Source organism: Nostoc sp. LPT (assembly GCF_017115165.1).
GTDB lineage: Bacteria > Cyanobacteriota > Cyanobacteriia > Cyanobacteriales > Nostocaceae > Nostoc.
Window position 1 is genome coordinate 32,102 of record NZ_JABXKF010000078.1, and the last position, 14,497, is coordinate 46,598.

Genomic DNA, 14,497 nt, shown 5'->3' on the forward strand with positions numbered 1-14,497 from the left:
AAATCAACAAATGGGTTCGCCAAATCAACAAATGCGTACGCCAAATCAACAAATGGGTTCGCCAAATCAACAAATGGGTTCGCCAAATCAACAAATGCGTACGCCAAATCAACAAATGCGAACGCCATATCAACAAATGCGATCGCTCAAATAACAATCCTATATATCCAAGCAATGACAAATACGGGACTACCAAACTGGTATCAAACCAACTGGCAAATCATTCAGCAAGAAATCTTTCGCATTCGTCAGTCGTTGGAAACATATATAGAAGACAAACCCCAGGAAGTAATTGACGATGCTATCTCCCCAACCAGTGCCTTAGCTCAAATCTGCTCAAAATTTCATTTATCTGCCTTTGCACGGGATATTCTCTTGCTGTGCGTGGGTATGGAAATCGACCCCACATTTGCCACCCTTTGCGCCAAAGCCAATGGCAACAGCGATCGCAATTTTCCCACCCTCAGTTTAGCCCTTGCCATTTTTCCCCAAGCCAGTTTCTCTGTCCTCTCTCCCCAAAATCCCTTGCAACGATGGCAATTAATTGAATTTGCCCCTGGCTTTTCCCTCACCCAAACGGCGATTAGAATCGACAAACGCATTCTCTGTTATCTGTTAGGGGAAGCCGCCGTTGACGAACAACTCTTAGGAATTGTCACTTTCCCCGAACCTGAACCCCAAACCCTACCTTTGCCTCCTTCCCACGCCGGAATTTGCGATCGCATAATTGCCACTTGGTCGCAAGCCTCACGCAAATTACCCCTGTTGCAATTATGCGGTTCCGAATCTACCACCAAATATCAAATAGTCAGCAATATTTGCGACACTCTCGGCTTTAACCTCGGCATAATTTCCGCCGCCGTCCTTCCTAGTCTTCCCCACGAACTGCATCAACTCAAGCGCTTATGGGAAAGAGAAGCGATATTAGGAAATCGGCTATTATTACTCGACTGTGACTCCATCTCCACCGCCGATCCTGTTAAAACAACAGCGATTTCTCTATTGATTGAAAATCTCCAGACCCCGGCAATTATTAGCAGCCTAGAACGTCTCCCGACTCGACAACAAACTTTCGTCAGCTTTGATGTTCCCCCCCTCAGCTTCCACGAACAAAAAACCCTCTGGGAAATTCATCTTGGTACAGCAGCAAACCAACTCAACGGACAACTGAATAAGCTAGTATCCCAATTTAACCTCACTCCAGCCACCATTAAAGCCGCCTGCCTTCAAGTCACCAGTTCTTCAGATATTTCTCTCCCTTTTCAACCAGGGCTTGGGGGGATCTCCTGCCAACTTTGGAATTTTTGCCGCACTCAAGCCCGCCCCCGCCTCGATGACTTAGCCCAACGCATCAACGCCACATCTGCTTGGGATGATTTAGTGCTACCAGAAGCCCAACGTCAGGTACTTTCCGATATCGCCACTCATCTGCAACAACGGTCTAAAGTTTACCAAGACTGGGGCTTTGCTGGCAAAAGCAGTCGCGGTTTTGGGATTACCTCCTTGTTTCACGGCGAAAGCGGTACGGGTAAAACAATGGCAGCCGATGTATTAGCACAGCAATTTTGCCTCGATCTCTACCGCATCGACCTCAGCGCCGTTGTCAGCAAATATATAGGCGAAACCGAAAAGAATTTAGCGCGGATTTTCGATGCCGCAGAAGCCGGAGGAGTTATCTTACTGTTCGATGAAGCCGATGCTTTGTTTGGCAAGCGTTCTGAAGTTAAAGATAGCCGCGATCGGCACGCTAATGTAGAAGTAAGTTACTTGCTTCAGCGCATGGAAGCCTACGGCGGTTTAGCAATCTTGACAACTAACTTAAAAAATGCTTTAGATACCGCCTTTTTGCGCCGCATCCGCTTTATGGTAGATTTCCCCTTCCCAGCCGCACAATATCGATCGCAAATTTGGCAGCGCATTTTCCCACCGCAGACACCAATCAAAGGGCTAGACTATCAGAAACTCGGACAGTTACAAGTCGCTGGAGGCAACATCCGCAACATTGCCATGAATGCCGCTTTTATCGCCGCTGATGCCGATGAACCAGTAATGATGAAACATATTCTCCTTGCAACGCAACGAGATTATCTGAAATTGCAAAGACTTCTGACAAAAGAAGAAGTCAAAGGCTGGGTATAAGTTTCACGGTATCGGCTCAATAAGTAGGGGTAGCAGAAGAAAATAAATGAAACGAGGTACACACAGTACCATCCAGAAGTGTTAAATGGCGTAATCAAAACTCTTCATACTAAGATAAACTTAGCCGATAAGTGCTATTTTTCATCTGAGCCAAATAAGTTTTCTAAACCAATAAACATAACTTATTTTCTGACACATATATGACTGTAGATAGCGAATGATAAATTTTTGTTTATATTTTTTTAGATTCTATCAGATCATGGCACTTTTCTTTAATCTCTTCCTAACATTCAACACTTCTGGATATTAGCTATTAGCATCCATTTTATGTAATATTCACCTTCATTTGTCCTGCATAGTTAATCTTAACTACACCACCCCACGCACAGTTACATATTGCAGTGTTGGGCAATGCTGGAAAATTGTTAATTTTAACTTTTATTGCTCCTGCTTTCCAAGGGCCGAGAATCATCGGAATGCAAGGCATAGGTGTTAAAACACCCAACGCTGCGGTAGTTGCCGCAGCGACCACTGGGTTGGTCAGTGAGGTACACATTCCAAAAGGCGGGATATTTGCGACAGGTGCAAAGTCCATAATTGTTGCTGCTAGCATCCCATTTACCATTACCGGTGTACCTTTGGGAATAACTAATAGCGAACTAGGTGTAGTACCAAAGGGTACACACTGTAGAGAAGCACCCATTACAACTTGTTGTGGCATATTTTTACTTTATTAATTGTTAATTGCTAATTGCTAATTGTTAATTGTTAATTGTTAATTGTTAATTGCTAATTGTTAATTGTTAATTGCTAATTGTTAATTGCTAATTGCTGATTGCTATTTTTTCTTTTAGCCATGAGCCATTAGCCATTAGCTATTAGCCATTAGCCATGAGCCATTAGCCATTAGCCATGAGCCATTAGCCATGAGCCATTAGCTATTAGCCATTAGCCATTAGCTATTAGCCTATATTTACGATTGGAGCATTTACGGCGACTGTTGTATCACCTTTTATGGTAGTTGTTAATCCTTTTACAGTAGTTGTCATGGCGGATTCAATGTTAATCCCTGCGGCTCCTAGTTCGATGGTGTTGCCGCCCATTTTTAACTTTATGTTAGACATAGAAACTTCTATACTGCTACCTCCAACTTTAAGGGTAATTTTTTGAGGTGCTGTCAATTCAATTTCGCCAGTTGCATCAATGGTAATTTTCCGTCCTTGGTCATCAAGTTTACAGGTATTTCCACCACTGCTTTTGATTTCAATTTTTTTATTTTGGTCGTCTAACAGCACTTGATGACCATCTTTAGTTTTGATTTCAATCTTTTTCTCTGTATCGTTTATATTCAATTTGTGACCATCCACCGTATTTACATACACGCCCTTTTTACTGCTGCCTTTGTCTTCTTCAACAAACTGAAGGGTGTGACCTAAGCGAGTTTTGAATGTCCGCAGTCGCACTTTACCATCTGCAACTGATTCCTGCACGCTAGTGGGCGGTGCGTCTTTGCCGTTCCAAACGCCACCAATGACAAAGGGGCGGTGGATATCGCCATGCTCAAACCCAACTAGCACTTCGTCGTTAACTTCTGGTAAACAGTCAAACCCACGACTACTTCCTGCACCAATTGACACTACTCTTGCCCAGTCGCTTTCATGTTCTTCTGTCAAAGTGGGAAACTTAACTCTCACCCTACTCCATTTTTTCGGATCGTTGTTGTTGGTGACAATTCCTACTATTAGGGTTTGTCCTGGTTGCAAACGGGTTTGGGGAGTCATGGCGGTAAATAAATCATCACCTCGCAAGCCGCGAATGTTGAAGTCTGTAGTGTAAACTCTGCCTTGGAAAATATGGCGGGTTTCGGTGACGTAATAGCTACCGCTATATTTGCCCATATCTTTTAGAGATATTACTTTTCCTGGTCGAATATCCGGGTTTCCCACAGCTTTGGCATCTGCTTGGACAAACTCACCGGAAAGTTCGTTGAAAAGTGCTTGGGCGATCGCGTCTGACTCTTTGCTAGAAAAAACCGGTTTATCGACTACAATCATTTTCGGACTACCGTTAAAGGCGGTGCTAGTCTTATTGCCTTTTCCCTGGTCAATTGAAGTCACAACCTGAGCAGTTTGAGCGCTTTTCGTAGAGACAATTGCTTGCTTATTTTTATAGTCCCACCCTCTGACTTCAACGGAGCTAACTTGTTCGGCACTATTAACACGCACATGAAAGTTGGTAATATCTTTTAACCACTTTAGGTTCAAGGAATTACCTTCTGAAGGCTTACGAAAATTCAGCTTGCCATCTTGTACAAATAGCTCAAAACCGTTACGTGCCGCCCGTTCCCTCAGAAATTCCATATTAGTCTGATTTTCTTGAAAGATGTAGCCTACCGGATCGCCAAATCCATAGGGGCCACCAGTTTCATCAATTGTGCCTCCGGCAATGCCAGCTTCACCAATGATTTGACTTACAATGTCCGAATCTTTCTTATTTTGAAATGATCGATTGTAGCGTCCTCGGTGCAAACGGTGACTGATATCGTAACCTTGGATAATAATCGGAGCCTGAGATTCCGCGTTAAACTGCGCCTCTATAGCAGTAATTTCACCCTTAAGCAAGGTACTCTGATTAGCAGTGCTAAAGTCAGTATCTTCTGTGTTGCTGGAAGTAAAACCAATTTCAATAGATTTACCAATGGTAAAAGTATTATCGTACAGCCACGGGTTTTCCCCTTCTCGAGCTGAATAATAATCATTACGAATTACTAAGGTGAACATCCCCGGTAGATGCAAGCTTTCTTCTACACTGATTTGCAGAATATCTTCTAACAAACTATCAGATGCGGGTTGTCCGTCAATTTTTAAGGTTGGGATTGCAGTATAACTAGCAGGCATAAGTTAATTGCTAATGGTTAATGGCTAATGGCTAATGGTTAATGGCTAATGGTTAATGGCTAATGGCAATCAGCAATCAGCAATTAGCAATCAGCAATTAGCAATTAACTCATACGCTTGTTACGAGTATCTCCTGTGCGATCAACTTGGTTAGGTGTACCCAGACCTGGTTGGGAGGTTGATTCGTCAATTTCTTCTAAACTTAGATCTAATTTTGCCCGTACTGGAGTACCATTTGGCAAAAACATAATTAGTTTGTAGGTCAGGTTGGTGATAAAACAGCGAATATATTGATTACTACCCCAAGCAAATACGTAAGTTGGTGGGCGCTTTTTTTGATTTTTGCCACTCTCTAGAAAGTTCACTGCTTTTTCAAACTTTTGGATATAGACAATGACGCTTTTACCACCGCCTTCTTCATAAGTATCTAGTAAAATATCATTGATGGTAAGCGTGCAAGGTTCTGGATAAGCGAAGTTGACTTTAGGTAATCCTCTACCAGTACGCGCACCGCTATTTTTAGTAAGGTTAATCTGCTGTTGAAAAACTAATTGATTGGGGTTAAACATGAATTCAATCGTTTCACCCCCATCTGAGGAAACCAGTTTAGCTTTGACTAGTGACATAACTTTTTCCTCTCAACGTAAATAACATTACCAAGATGAGCGTCCAGTATAACCGCGTCCGTGACGCTCTTGCTGAATACGCAAGCGACACCTTACTTTCTCATAGATTGCTTGCGCCAATGTTTCTATGCTTTTCGATACTTCTGAGCTAGACTCTTCTGTTGTATCGCCAAAGGTTTGCTGGCTTGATAGTCGAATTGTTTCTGGTTCGTTGGCTTCTTTGGCTTGAATTAGAGTATTGACAGATGAACTATTTTGTTTGCTCATTTTTCGCTGTACCGAAGTTGTCTGACTCTTTACAGGATTGCTAATATCTGACCAAGAGGATACATTGCTACCTGACACAGTTGTACGGTCTGATTTAGGGGAGTTAGTAGAACTTTGGGTAACTATATTACTAGCAGCATACTGACTCAGCGATGGTTTGGAAGCGAGTGAATCCAAAACCATAATATTTTGTAGAACCTGTGGCAGTTGTAGCAACGTTCCTGACTTTGTTTCTGTATGCGGCTGTAATGTAGGAAATGAATCAAAATCTGTTTTTGGCTGAACCTTTGGTATTAAACTAGTTACTGGTGCGATCGCCTGCATCGGGGAAAGCGCGAGAGAATCAACTATAACCGACTCTGCTTGATCCTCAACATCAGCATCTTTATGCTGGGTATTATCTGACTCAAAGTTAACTGCAAAATCAGCTTGTGTATCGGGAAGTTCTGATGCCTGTAATTTTCTTGTCAGGTTGGAAGATTGCAGGGGTGCAATTGTTGACTCTACTTTTTGTTGTAAAATTTGCTCCGTCGATGATGAAGTGACTAAATCACGAGAAACTTGTTTAGTTGCGTGATGTTTTGGAGTCGCAGCTCGGTATTCTGAAAAAAATGGTGAATCTTCAAACAGGTTATTAGAAAAATCTAATTCAGAATTTTTAGAAGAAAAAATTGTCGGGTCTAGTATAGAAAGAGATTGCACTCCTAATGGTACGAGAAATTGCGGGGTAAGTTCCTCATCTCCTCCCAAGGGTTTAGGTGACAGCAATGGGTCTTTTTTATTTAGAGTTTCTGTTGATTTTCTTAACTTTGGTTGAGAAGTTTCACTTATTAGCGCATTATTTGATTCAGTCATTGCTTAGTTACTACCAAAATAGCCATTATTACGTCCCTTAAGGGAAGTTGCAGAAGCTGTACCCGATTTAGCGACTTTAATGCCTTCATAAACCAAAGTCAATTCTTCAATCGCCACTGTAGAGGAATCTGCTGCTAATTGAGGAGCTTTCCAACCAACAGGTACAGCTCCAATCAGCGTCCAACACTGCATGGTTTCACCCGCTTGGTTGAATACTAAAATGTTAACGTTGCGACGTTCGATCGCCTTTTGGGAATTAGTTTTCATGACTTGACTTGCCCATTGCCAAAAGACCATATCATCACTAAGACCACGCTTTAAAGTCACTTCTGAAAATTCCGGCTGTCCTAGCAAGATACGTTGCTGGTCATTCACACCTCCTTCGTAATAAGTTTCGTATTTGACTCGAACTTCCAAACCCTGACACTCGGTAAACGAGGCAGAGATAGTACTTTCCAACCCCACATAGAAACGATTAGCTGTGACGTAGTTGAGTCCAAAAGTTTGTGTTCCATTTGTTGTTACCATTAGATTCGACTCCCATATCCTTGACTACGTTCTTGATGCTTGCGGAGGTCTTCACGCAAAAGTTTGTAAACGCGATCGCTCAACTGTTCTATCAAGAACGAATCATGTAAAATTTGTTCTAATAATTTGCTATTTATTTGTGATTTAGTCATATTTACTAATTGCTAGTTGCTAGTTGCTATTTGCTAATTGCTAGTTGCTAATTGTTTTTCCTATTAACCATTAGCCATGAGCTATTATCGATTACTCTCTAAGTTTGCCAACTTCCATAACCCAGCGACGGCGATCGCTGTGTTCCAAATTGAGAATTTCTTCTAATGACCAATGGAACTCAGAAGCAATACAGGCTACCTCTTCATAAAGTTGGTTTGAGGGGTAGCCTAAAATTCCCCCGATAGCGCCAACTCCGTAGAAAACTTGTTATTACAGCTAGGACAACACACAGCAATTTCTGAATTGCCTTGTTGGTTGATGCGGTTGTAAAACTCGCGCAGATAGCTTAGGTCACGGGTAAATAGATTTTCTAGTATTTCGGGAGTAATTTTTGACAGTGTACCCACACGAACAATCACCCGCGAAAACATCACTAAAGTGCTATAGGCTTCACCTTCTTTGGCGCGCTGATCTTTTTGCACAGCAATTTCATCTTTCGCCGTAGCCAGTCGCATTACCCCATCACGGTGAACTACACCTTCTGTATCCATCAATCCACGAGGAAGTGTAAAGTCAAACTCTGTAGTCAACATCAAGTTTTTATCTAGCAATCTTCAATAGATTTTGAACTTTTTTTTGTTAATAGCTAATCGCTAATTGCTAATTGCTAATTGCTATTGTTCTCTTACTATTAACCATTTGCTATTAGCTATTAGCAGCCTTACCGAGTGTTTAACAACTCATATAGTTCGGCTATATATTCAACTAATATTTTAGCGTTGTTTCTGGCTCCGTAGCCTCCGGTTCTAGTTCATTTATATGCCGATAGAACTTTTGTAGATAGTTAAGGTCACAGGTAAATAGCTCTTCAATCACGATAGGCGTGACTTCTTCCAATGCACCTAAGCGGCTAATTACTCGTGACAGAATAATGATCGTTGCATAAGCCGGATTCGACTTAACTCGTGGATCTCGCAATGGCACAATTTCATCAATTGCCCGTGACAGCTGCATTACCCCTTTGCGATGAACATTGCCATCAACATCAAGATAGCCTTTTGGTAAAGTAAATTCAAACTCTGTTTGCATTGCCTAACTGCTCAACCAGGAGTAAAGAGTGTTGTTAACAGCTAATTGCTAATTGTTAATTGCTAATTGCTATTAACCATTAGCCATTAGCCATTAGCCATTAGCTTCTTAGAGACACGATTACTCGTGTTTATACTCATTTAATCCGACTAAATTCATCAATTACCAACTCCATTTCTTCGATTTCAAACTCACTATTACTTGCACTGACATCAGAAATTTTGTATTTTATGGGCCATGCTCCCAAAAATCTAAATCTTGCCTGTTCAATAGCATTTTGGTTGTAGAGAGTTAAATCACCATTGCGGCGTTGCTTTGCCCAGTTGCCTTGTTCAACGGCACTGAACCAATCCCACACTGCCATTGAAACAGTCATCCCGCGACGCAAAATTAAATTGCCACTGTGAGAATTTCCTGGTATTTTTGTGCGTGCTACTCGACCAACGCTATTGCCATCTTTGCCCCATTTCTGGGGAGTCACCTGACAAAACTCGATGGCCTCCTGAGTGCGCTCAAATCCTTGACATTCCATAAAGTAGCCGTCAATGCGATCGTCACTGCCATCTACCCGAATTTCTAAGTAATAACGAGAAGAAGTTAAAAGTTCGTACTGCTTATCTGTCACAGAACTATTTTAGATTGCTAATTGCTGATTGTTGATTGCTAATTGCTAATTGCTAATTGCTAATTGCTAATTTTTTTCCCATTAGCCATTAGCCAATCTCAAATTACTTAATACGTCGGATGGAGTGGAAAGCTAATTCGACTGTTTCCGTAGCTAGTTCCGTCGTGCCTGCCTCCAGTTGGCTTGATTTATAAGTTTTGGGCATAACACCTGTCAAATTCCAGCGTGCTGCTTCTTCGCCACCCTGATTATACAGAATGATAGAGGCAGTTTTAAGCACTCCTTTATTTGTAGTTCCTCCGCCTGTAGTGGGTTGGGAGTGGGAGTCAGTGTACCATTTTATTAATCTGTCATCCTGAACTGTAGACACATATTCAACCGTGACCGTTCCATTACTGACTCCGGTAACTGTCGCCTGAATTGCAGATTTTCCTCCCTTTGTAACACCAAAAGGATTCTGGTCTCCAGCAGTTTGCAACTCTATAGAGATGCCACTGACTTTTTTGACGATTAAGTCTGACAGTCCGTCAATCTCTACATAAAACTTAGAGCAAGCAAGCACTTCACCTTTTGCCATAGTTAACTCCTGTACAAGTATTAGATTTTGTTAATTGCTAATTGCTAATTGCTAATTGTTACTATTAACCATTAACCATTAGCCATTAGCCATTAGCTATTAACCATTAACCAATGTTTTATTTTGTGCGGTCTATTTGTTCGCAGACAATCTCAAACGTTTCTACAGCCAATTCATTGCTTTCGGCGGAAAACTCCGAGACTTTGTAAGATTTAATCCAAGCCTTAGTTATCTTCCAGCGCATAACTTCTGTATCACTACTATCGTAGGCAACTATAGCGCCACCCTTTCTGTTCTCAGCCCACTTACCGTCTCCTCCTTCGCTTTTTGGCATCGTAGCCTTCATCCAGTTGTAAAAATCCATGTCACCTTCAGCTAAGTAAACATTGATAGTGAAGTTAGGATTTTGTTTGAAACCGCCTGAAGTTGTTTGCCAAAGCGTTTTACCATCTTTAGTGGAGGCAAGTGGCTTTTCGTGTCCTGTAGTTTGACCTGTAAAGTTCATCTCAGCGACATTCTTGAGCAGTTTCTCGGCAACACCATCAAATTCTACATAAAACCTACTACTAGGTATTGGTTTTAAATCAGCCATATTTCAACTCCTTATCTAAATGCGGAGAATGTGGAAGTAGGGACAGGGGAAGAATTCTCTCTCCTGTCTCCTAATTTTTATTACTTACTGTCCTGGTGCCCACTGGCTCAGGCGGAAGATGACAAATTCTGCTGGCCGTACTGGGCAAACGCCAACCTCTACATAGAGACGACCTTTCATCATTGTTTCGTGGGTGTTCATTTCACCATCGCATTTCACATAAAATGATTCGGCAGCAGAACCGCCAAACAGCGCTCCTTCCCGCCAGAGTTGCTCAAGGAAGTTGCTGACAGTGCGCTTCACACGCTCCCACAAATCCATATCGTTCGGCTCGAATACTACCCATTGAGTACCCATCTCAATGGATTTCTCGATATAGCTAATGAGACGGCGGACACTGATATAACGCCATTGGATATTATCTGGTTCTACTAAGGTACGAGCGCCCCAGATTTTGAACCCTCGGTTGTAACTGGCAAAGTTACGAATACAGTTGATACCTACAGGGTTTAGTAGTTCTTGTTCTCGCATATTGGTTTCATACGCCAAACCAAGAACCCCACGTGGAGTATCATTTGCTGGTGCTTTGAAAATACCTCGTGACTGGTCGGTACGGCACCAAACACCCATCATATGACCGCAAGGGGGAACCAGAATTGGTTTACCACCGTTGCGGGGATTGGCTACTTTTATCCAAGGATAGTAAAGCGCCCCAAACATTGAGCGACGGTTAAATTCCCGCAGCCAATTAAACACATCTTGCGGTTTTTGCTGGTCTGGAGGTACGGCACGGTTCTCGTTTTTACCTGGCTTCACAGGCGGCGGATCTATCACCACCATCCGGTAAGCTGGCCCTGGGAAAGAGTTTTCGCACATACTCAGCATCATTTCTATGACACCGTGTACCTGATCCAAGTCTATCAGTCCGTTTTGGTATGCCCGCATAACATCAGGACAGGCAACCATCGCTACTTCGTCTACTTCAAAAATGCCTTGTAAACCTGTTTTGTCGGTGCGTACACCAGTGACATCTCGTGTCATGTGTTCGGCACGAGCAATGTATGGTGGCGGAGCAATTTCGTAGGAACCATTGGCTGGGCGACGAGAGAGAGCTTGACCAGTTTGGGAAATATTAGCAATTTGCACAAACTCAGAACTTTCCAGCGCAGTTACTACATAATCAGCCACCGCAGTGTCAACCTGCTGGTTCAAGGTTAGATGGTCATACCGCTCAAGGATTTGGTCGCCACTACGGACAATAACTGAGAAGTATTCACCTGTATTAATTGGGGTATCTGTACCCTCTGGTGCATCATCTGGTAAAGGCTTCGGCTCACTTTCGAGAATCGAAACTATGAACCGTCCGCCGCTCGGTGCTAAGGCAGGTACGTTGCCTTCTGCTTCTGGCAGCTTGAGGTTAAACATCAAAGATGGCTTACCACCAGGGGTAAGCAGCCTGGTGCCAGTTTCTTCGGCAGTCGGAGCATTGGCACCAGGTAGTTTGGTGCCAATGCTCACTACCCAACAACGTCCCCCACCGTTATCAAACCAGCCCTTCACTGCAAAGGGTAGGTAGGCATCAAAGTCTGTAAACCCATCTGAGCCACCTTTGCCAAAGTACTCTAAATACTGGCTCCAGTTTGTAACCATCATCGGTTTGAATAAATCTGCGTCACCACGGACATCTTCAGTGAAGCCTACGAAGCCCGCTACGCTCATACTGACACCCTCAATTGGACGGCTGCCACGGTCTACCTCTTCAACGTAGACACCAGGAGCAAAATAATCTAATGCCATTTGTAACAATCCTCCATTGGTTTAGGGGTAGATAACGCACAAAGAGTTGCAGTGTATTGCTTTTGTCGTCGAGAGTAACTCGACCTACTCTTATGTGAGCAATATGGTCTTATTTACGGGTGTTTAAAATCTGAATTCATTGACGTTACCATATCGCCATCAACTACAAACTTGAATCACAACCGCGACTACTACAGTTATTTCAGATACATTCATCACGCCCTCTAGCACTTTGTTTGCATCGTGTTAGACTAACGGGGCTGAAATCTGGGTAACTGGCATCTGGTTCGCAAGTAGAGAAACCCCTGCCAACGATGATTTTAAGTAATTACTTGGAGATTTTAACGCCTTGTCTTTGAATTAATAGTGTAACTATTATCACATTGCTTTTAGAAGTCGCTTACCCGTAGTGCCCAGTATCTTTACATTACTCATATAAGTTGGCACACGTTACTCTTGTTTTACAAGGGCTTAACAAGCTTATTTTAATAAAATTTTCCTAGCTATTACTTTATTTAAATCAGTTTAACTTATATATAAAGTAAAATATTCTTAGTTAGATATAACTAAATTGTGCATAAGTAGAATAAAAATGGCTTTTCTTGCCTTCCAAATGGCAAGATGAATGGACAATCACCTAAGACTTGGGTAAAGTAGAAAAACTAAATTTCCCGAACTTTACTCAGTAATATTACGCAAAAAAAAGAATCATTTTTTCATTAACATAATTGTACGTGAGTAATTATCAGGCTGTTGCAACTGTGACAGCAATTTTCCAAAACATTTTACAATCTGCCGTACAGGTAGATATAGATGGTGCGAGAGTCACAACGGTGCAGCCTAGAAATATCGGCAATGGAACACCAGAAATCGGTATTAATCTTTTTCTGTATCATGTTAGTCGCAATCCCGCTCTTAATAATGCGGACGCTATGCCACGCTCAAAGGGAGCTACAATCAGGCGTCAGGCGGCACTTGACCTTTATTACGCAATTAGCTTTTATGGTAATGATACAGAGTTAGAAGCACAGCGATTATTAGGTAGTGTGGTTCGCACGCTCAACGATCGCTCAACAATTTCAGGCGATACCATTCAGGAAGCGATAAGAGTGGCAAATTATAGATTTCTGGCTGGTTCTAACCTCGGAGATCAGATTCAGCAATTACTCATCGTTCCGATGGATCTCAGCCTGGATGACCTATCTAAGGTTTGGACAGTGTTCTTCCAAGCTCCCTATATACTTTCGCTGATTTACAAAGTAACTGTAGTGATGATTGAGGGCGAAGAGTCTTTGAAGCGGTCATTACCTGTAGGCGATCGCAACTTAGGTGGCGTGGTTCCTTTTCCCAACCGTCCCGTAGTCGAACAAGTGGTGTCTGCGGCAGGTAGACTAGAGCCAATAATGGCCAACAGCACTTTGCACATATACGGTAGGCATCTGGCAAGTAACATTACAAGAGTGCGAATTAACGGCATTGATGTTTCGCCATCTGAGGTAAGCGAAACCCAAATTATTCTACCTCTTTCAGACTTGTCCATTGATTGCCTACGGGCAGGTGTGACTTCCTTGCAAGTCATTCACAGCATCCCAACTGGTACTCCAACTGTGAACAATGGACATCGTAACGTTGAGTCAAATGTCGCGCCGTTTGTACTTCGTCCGACCATCAAGGTTTTTAGCCTCTCCAAGTCCCAAGGACGTTTTGAGGAACTGCGATCGGCAATTCTTAACATACAGCTAGATGTCATGGTAGGCAAGAAACAGCGAGTTGTTCTCGTGATGAATGAATGGTCAATTGACAATCCTCTAAGTTACCAATTTGAAGCCAAATCCCGCAATGCTAATACCGATACCCTTGCTTTTAACCTTTTAAGTGTAAAAGTGGGCGAGTATTTGCTGCGCGTACAAATCGATGGCGCAGAAAGTTTGCTAAGTATCGATAAGGATGAAACTAGTCCTACCTTTAAATGGTATAACGCGCCTAAATTCACAATAAGCATTGGTTAATGGCTAATGGCTGATGGCTAATGGCTGATGGCTAATGGAAGATTGGCATTTATAACAATTAACAATTAGCAATTAGCAATTAGCAATTAGCAATTACCAATTACCAAACACTACTATGGATACTAAACAAATGTTGACAGAGCAGTTAGAACAAGAATATGAATTTGCCAGTACAAATATGTTAAATGAGATGGGAAACAAAGCCATAAAAATGGGATTGATTGCTGGGCACGGATACCACAGAGGAAAGTACGAAATTTTACAGCAGGGCAAAGCCATCTTACTCCCGCCCAAAGAGGCGTTTGACTACTTGCAGAACTTAATTGCTGAGTTGGAAAAGTGA

16 protein-coding genes are annotated in these 14,497 nt (G+C 42.4%); 3 read left to right on the top strand and 13 right to left on the bottom strand.

Features of this window, described 5'->3' with window-relative positions; all coding sequences use genetic code 11:
- Positions 1-174 precede the first annotated feature (174 nt).
- A complete protein-coding gene (locus HWQ58_RS16815) occupies positions 175-2,139 on the top strand; it encodes an AAA family ATPase (RefSeq protein ID WP_292864701.1) in 1,965 nt (654 codons plus the stop codon).
- 325 nt (positions 2,140-2,464) lie between these two features.
- On the opposite strand, the gene HWQ58_RS16820 is transcribed toward HWQ58_RS16815, so the two are convergent.
- From HWQ58_RS16820 to HWQ58_RS16875, 13 genes are all read right to left on the bottom strand, one after another.
- Positions 2,465-2,860: a DUF4280 domain-containing protein gene (locus HWQ58_RS16820; protein ID WP_292864704.1), complete on the bottom strand. Its 396-nt coding sequence runs from the start codon at positions 2,858-2,860 to the stop codon at positions 2,465-2,467.
- Positions 2,861-3,101: 241 nt separating this feature from the next.
- Positions 3,102-5,036: a VgrG-related protein gene (locus HWQ58_RS16825; protein WP_292864707.1), complete on the bottom strand. Its 1,935-nt coding sequence runs from the start codon at positions 5,034-5,036 to the stop codon at positions 3,102-3,104.
- A gap of 104 nt (positions 5,037-5,140) precedes the next feature.
- Positions 5,141-5,662, bottom strand: coding sequence for a hypothetical protein (locus HWQ58_RS16830; RefSeq protein ID WP_292864710.1), 522 nt, complete (start codon positions 5,660-5,662; stop codon positions 5,141-5,143).
- A gap of 27 nt (positions 5,663-5,689) precedes the next feature.
- Positions 5,690-6,784 carry a hypothetical protein gene (locus HWQ58_RS16835; RefSeq protein WP_292864713.1) on the bottom strand — a complete coding sequence of 365 codons (1,095 nt, stop codon included), beginning with the start codon at positions 6,782-6,784 and terminating at the stop codon, positions 5,690-5,692.
- A 3-nt stretch (positions 6,785-6,787) separates the two neighbouring features.
- Positions 6,788-7,312 carry a phage tail protein gene (locus HWQ58_RS16840; RefSeq protein WP_292864716.1) on the bottom strand — a complete coding sequence of 175 codons (525 nt, stop codon included), beginning with the start codon at positions 7,310-7,312 and terminating at the stop codon, positions 6,788-6,790.
- Complete coding sequence (locus HWQ58_RS16845) at positions 7,312-7,464, bottom strand: hypothetical protein (protein ID WP_292864719.1); 153 nt, start codon at positions 7,462-7,464, stop codon at positions 7,312-7,314. The genes HWQ58_RS16840 and HWQ58_RS16845 overlap by 1 nt, the downstream gene beginning before the upstream one ends.
- Before the next feature lie 91 nt (positions 7,465-7,555).
- A complete protein-coding gene (locus HWQ58_RS38480; RefSeq protein ID WP_322708496.1) occupies positions 7,556-7,708 on the bottom strand; it encodes a DUF6760 family protein in 153 nt (50 codons plus the stop codon).
- Positions 7,693-8,058 (bottom strand): phage tail assembly protein, encoded by a 366-nt coding sequence (locus HWQ58_RS16850; RefSeq protein ID WP_292864799.1) that lies wholly within the window; start codon positions 8,056-8,058, stop codon positions 7,693-7,695. The genes HWQ58_RS38480 and HWQ58_RS16850 overlap by 16 nt, the downstream gene beginning before the upstream one ends.
- A 172-nt stretch (positions 8,059-8,230) precedes the next feature.
- Positions 8,231-8,554 (bottom strand): hypothetical protein, encoded by a 324-nt coding sequence (locus HWQ58_RS16855; protein ID WP_292864722.1) that lies wholly within the window; start codon positions 8,552-8,554, stop codon positions 8,231-8,233.
- A 136-nt stretch (positions 8,555-8,690) separates the two neighbouring features.
- The gene (locus HWQ58_RS16860) at positions 8,691-9,179 is read right to left on the bottom strand and encodes a phage tail protein (protein ID WP_292864725.1); all 489 of its coding nucleotides are present in this window, start codon (positions 9,177-9,179) and stop codon (positions 8,691-8,693) included.
- Between the two features lie 103 nt (positions 9,180-9,282).
- Positions 9,283-9,756 carry a phage tail protein gene (locus HWQ58_RS16865; protein ID WP_292864728.1) on the bottom strand — a complete coding sequence of 158 codons (474 nt, stop codon included), beginning with the start codon at positions 9,754-9,756 and terminating at the stop codon, positions 9,283-9,285.
- 118 nt (positions 9,757-9,874) lie between these two features.
- On the bottom strand, positions 9,875-10,348 hold the full coding sequence (locus tag HWQ58_RS16870) for a phage tail protein (protein ID WP_292864731.1): 474 nt from the start codon (positions 10,346-10,348) through the stop codon (positions 9,875-9,877).
- An 84-nt stretch (positions 10,349-10,432) separates the two neighbouring features.
- Positions 10,433-12,145: a phage tail sheath C-terminal domain-containing protein gene (locus tag HWQ58_RS16875; RefSeq protein ID WP_292864734.1), complete on the bottom strand. Its 1,713-nt coding sequence runs from the start codon at positions 12,143-12,145 to the stop codon at positions 10,433-10,435.
- Positions 12,146-12,879: 734 nt separating this feature from the next.
- On the opposite strand from HWQ58_RS16875, the gene HWQ58_RS16880 reads away from it, so the two are divergent.
- Positions 12,880-14,154, top strand: a complete 1,275-nt coding sequence (locus HWQ58_RS16880; protein ID WP_292864737.1) for a DUF4255 domain-containing protein — start codon at positions 12,880-12,882, stop codon at positions 14,152-14,154.
- Positions 14,155-14,269: 115 nt separating this feature from the next.
- Entirely contained in the window at positions 14,270-14,497 is a 228-nt protein-coding gene (locus HWQ58_RS16885; protein WP_292864739.1) for a hypothetical protein, read from the top strand.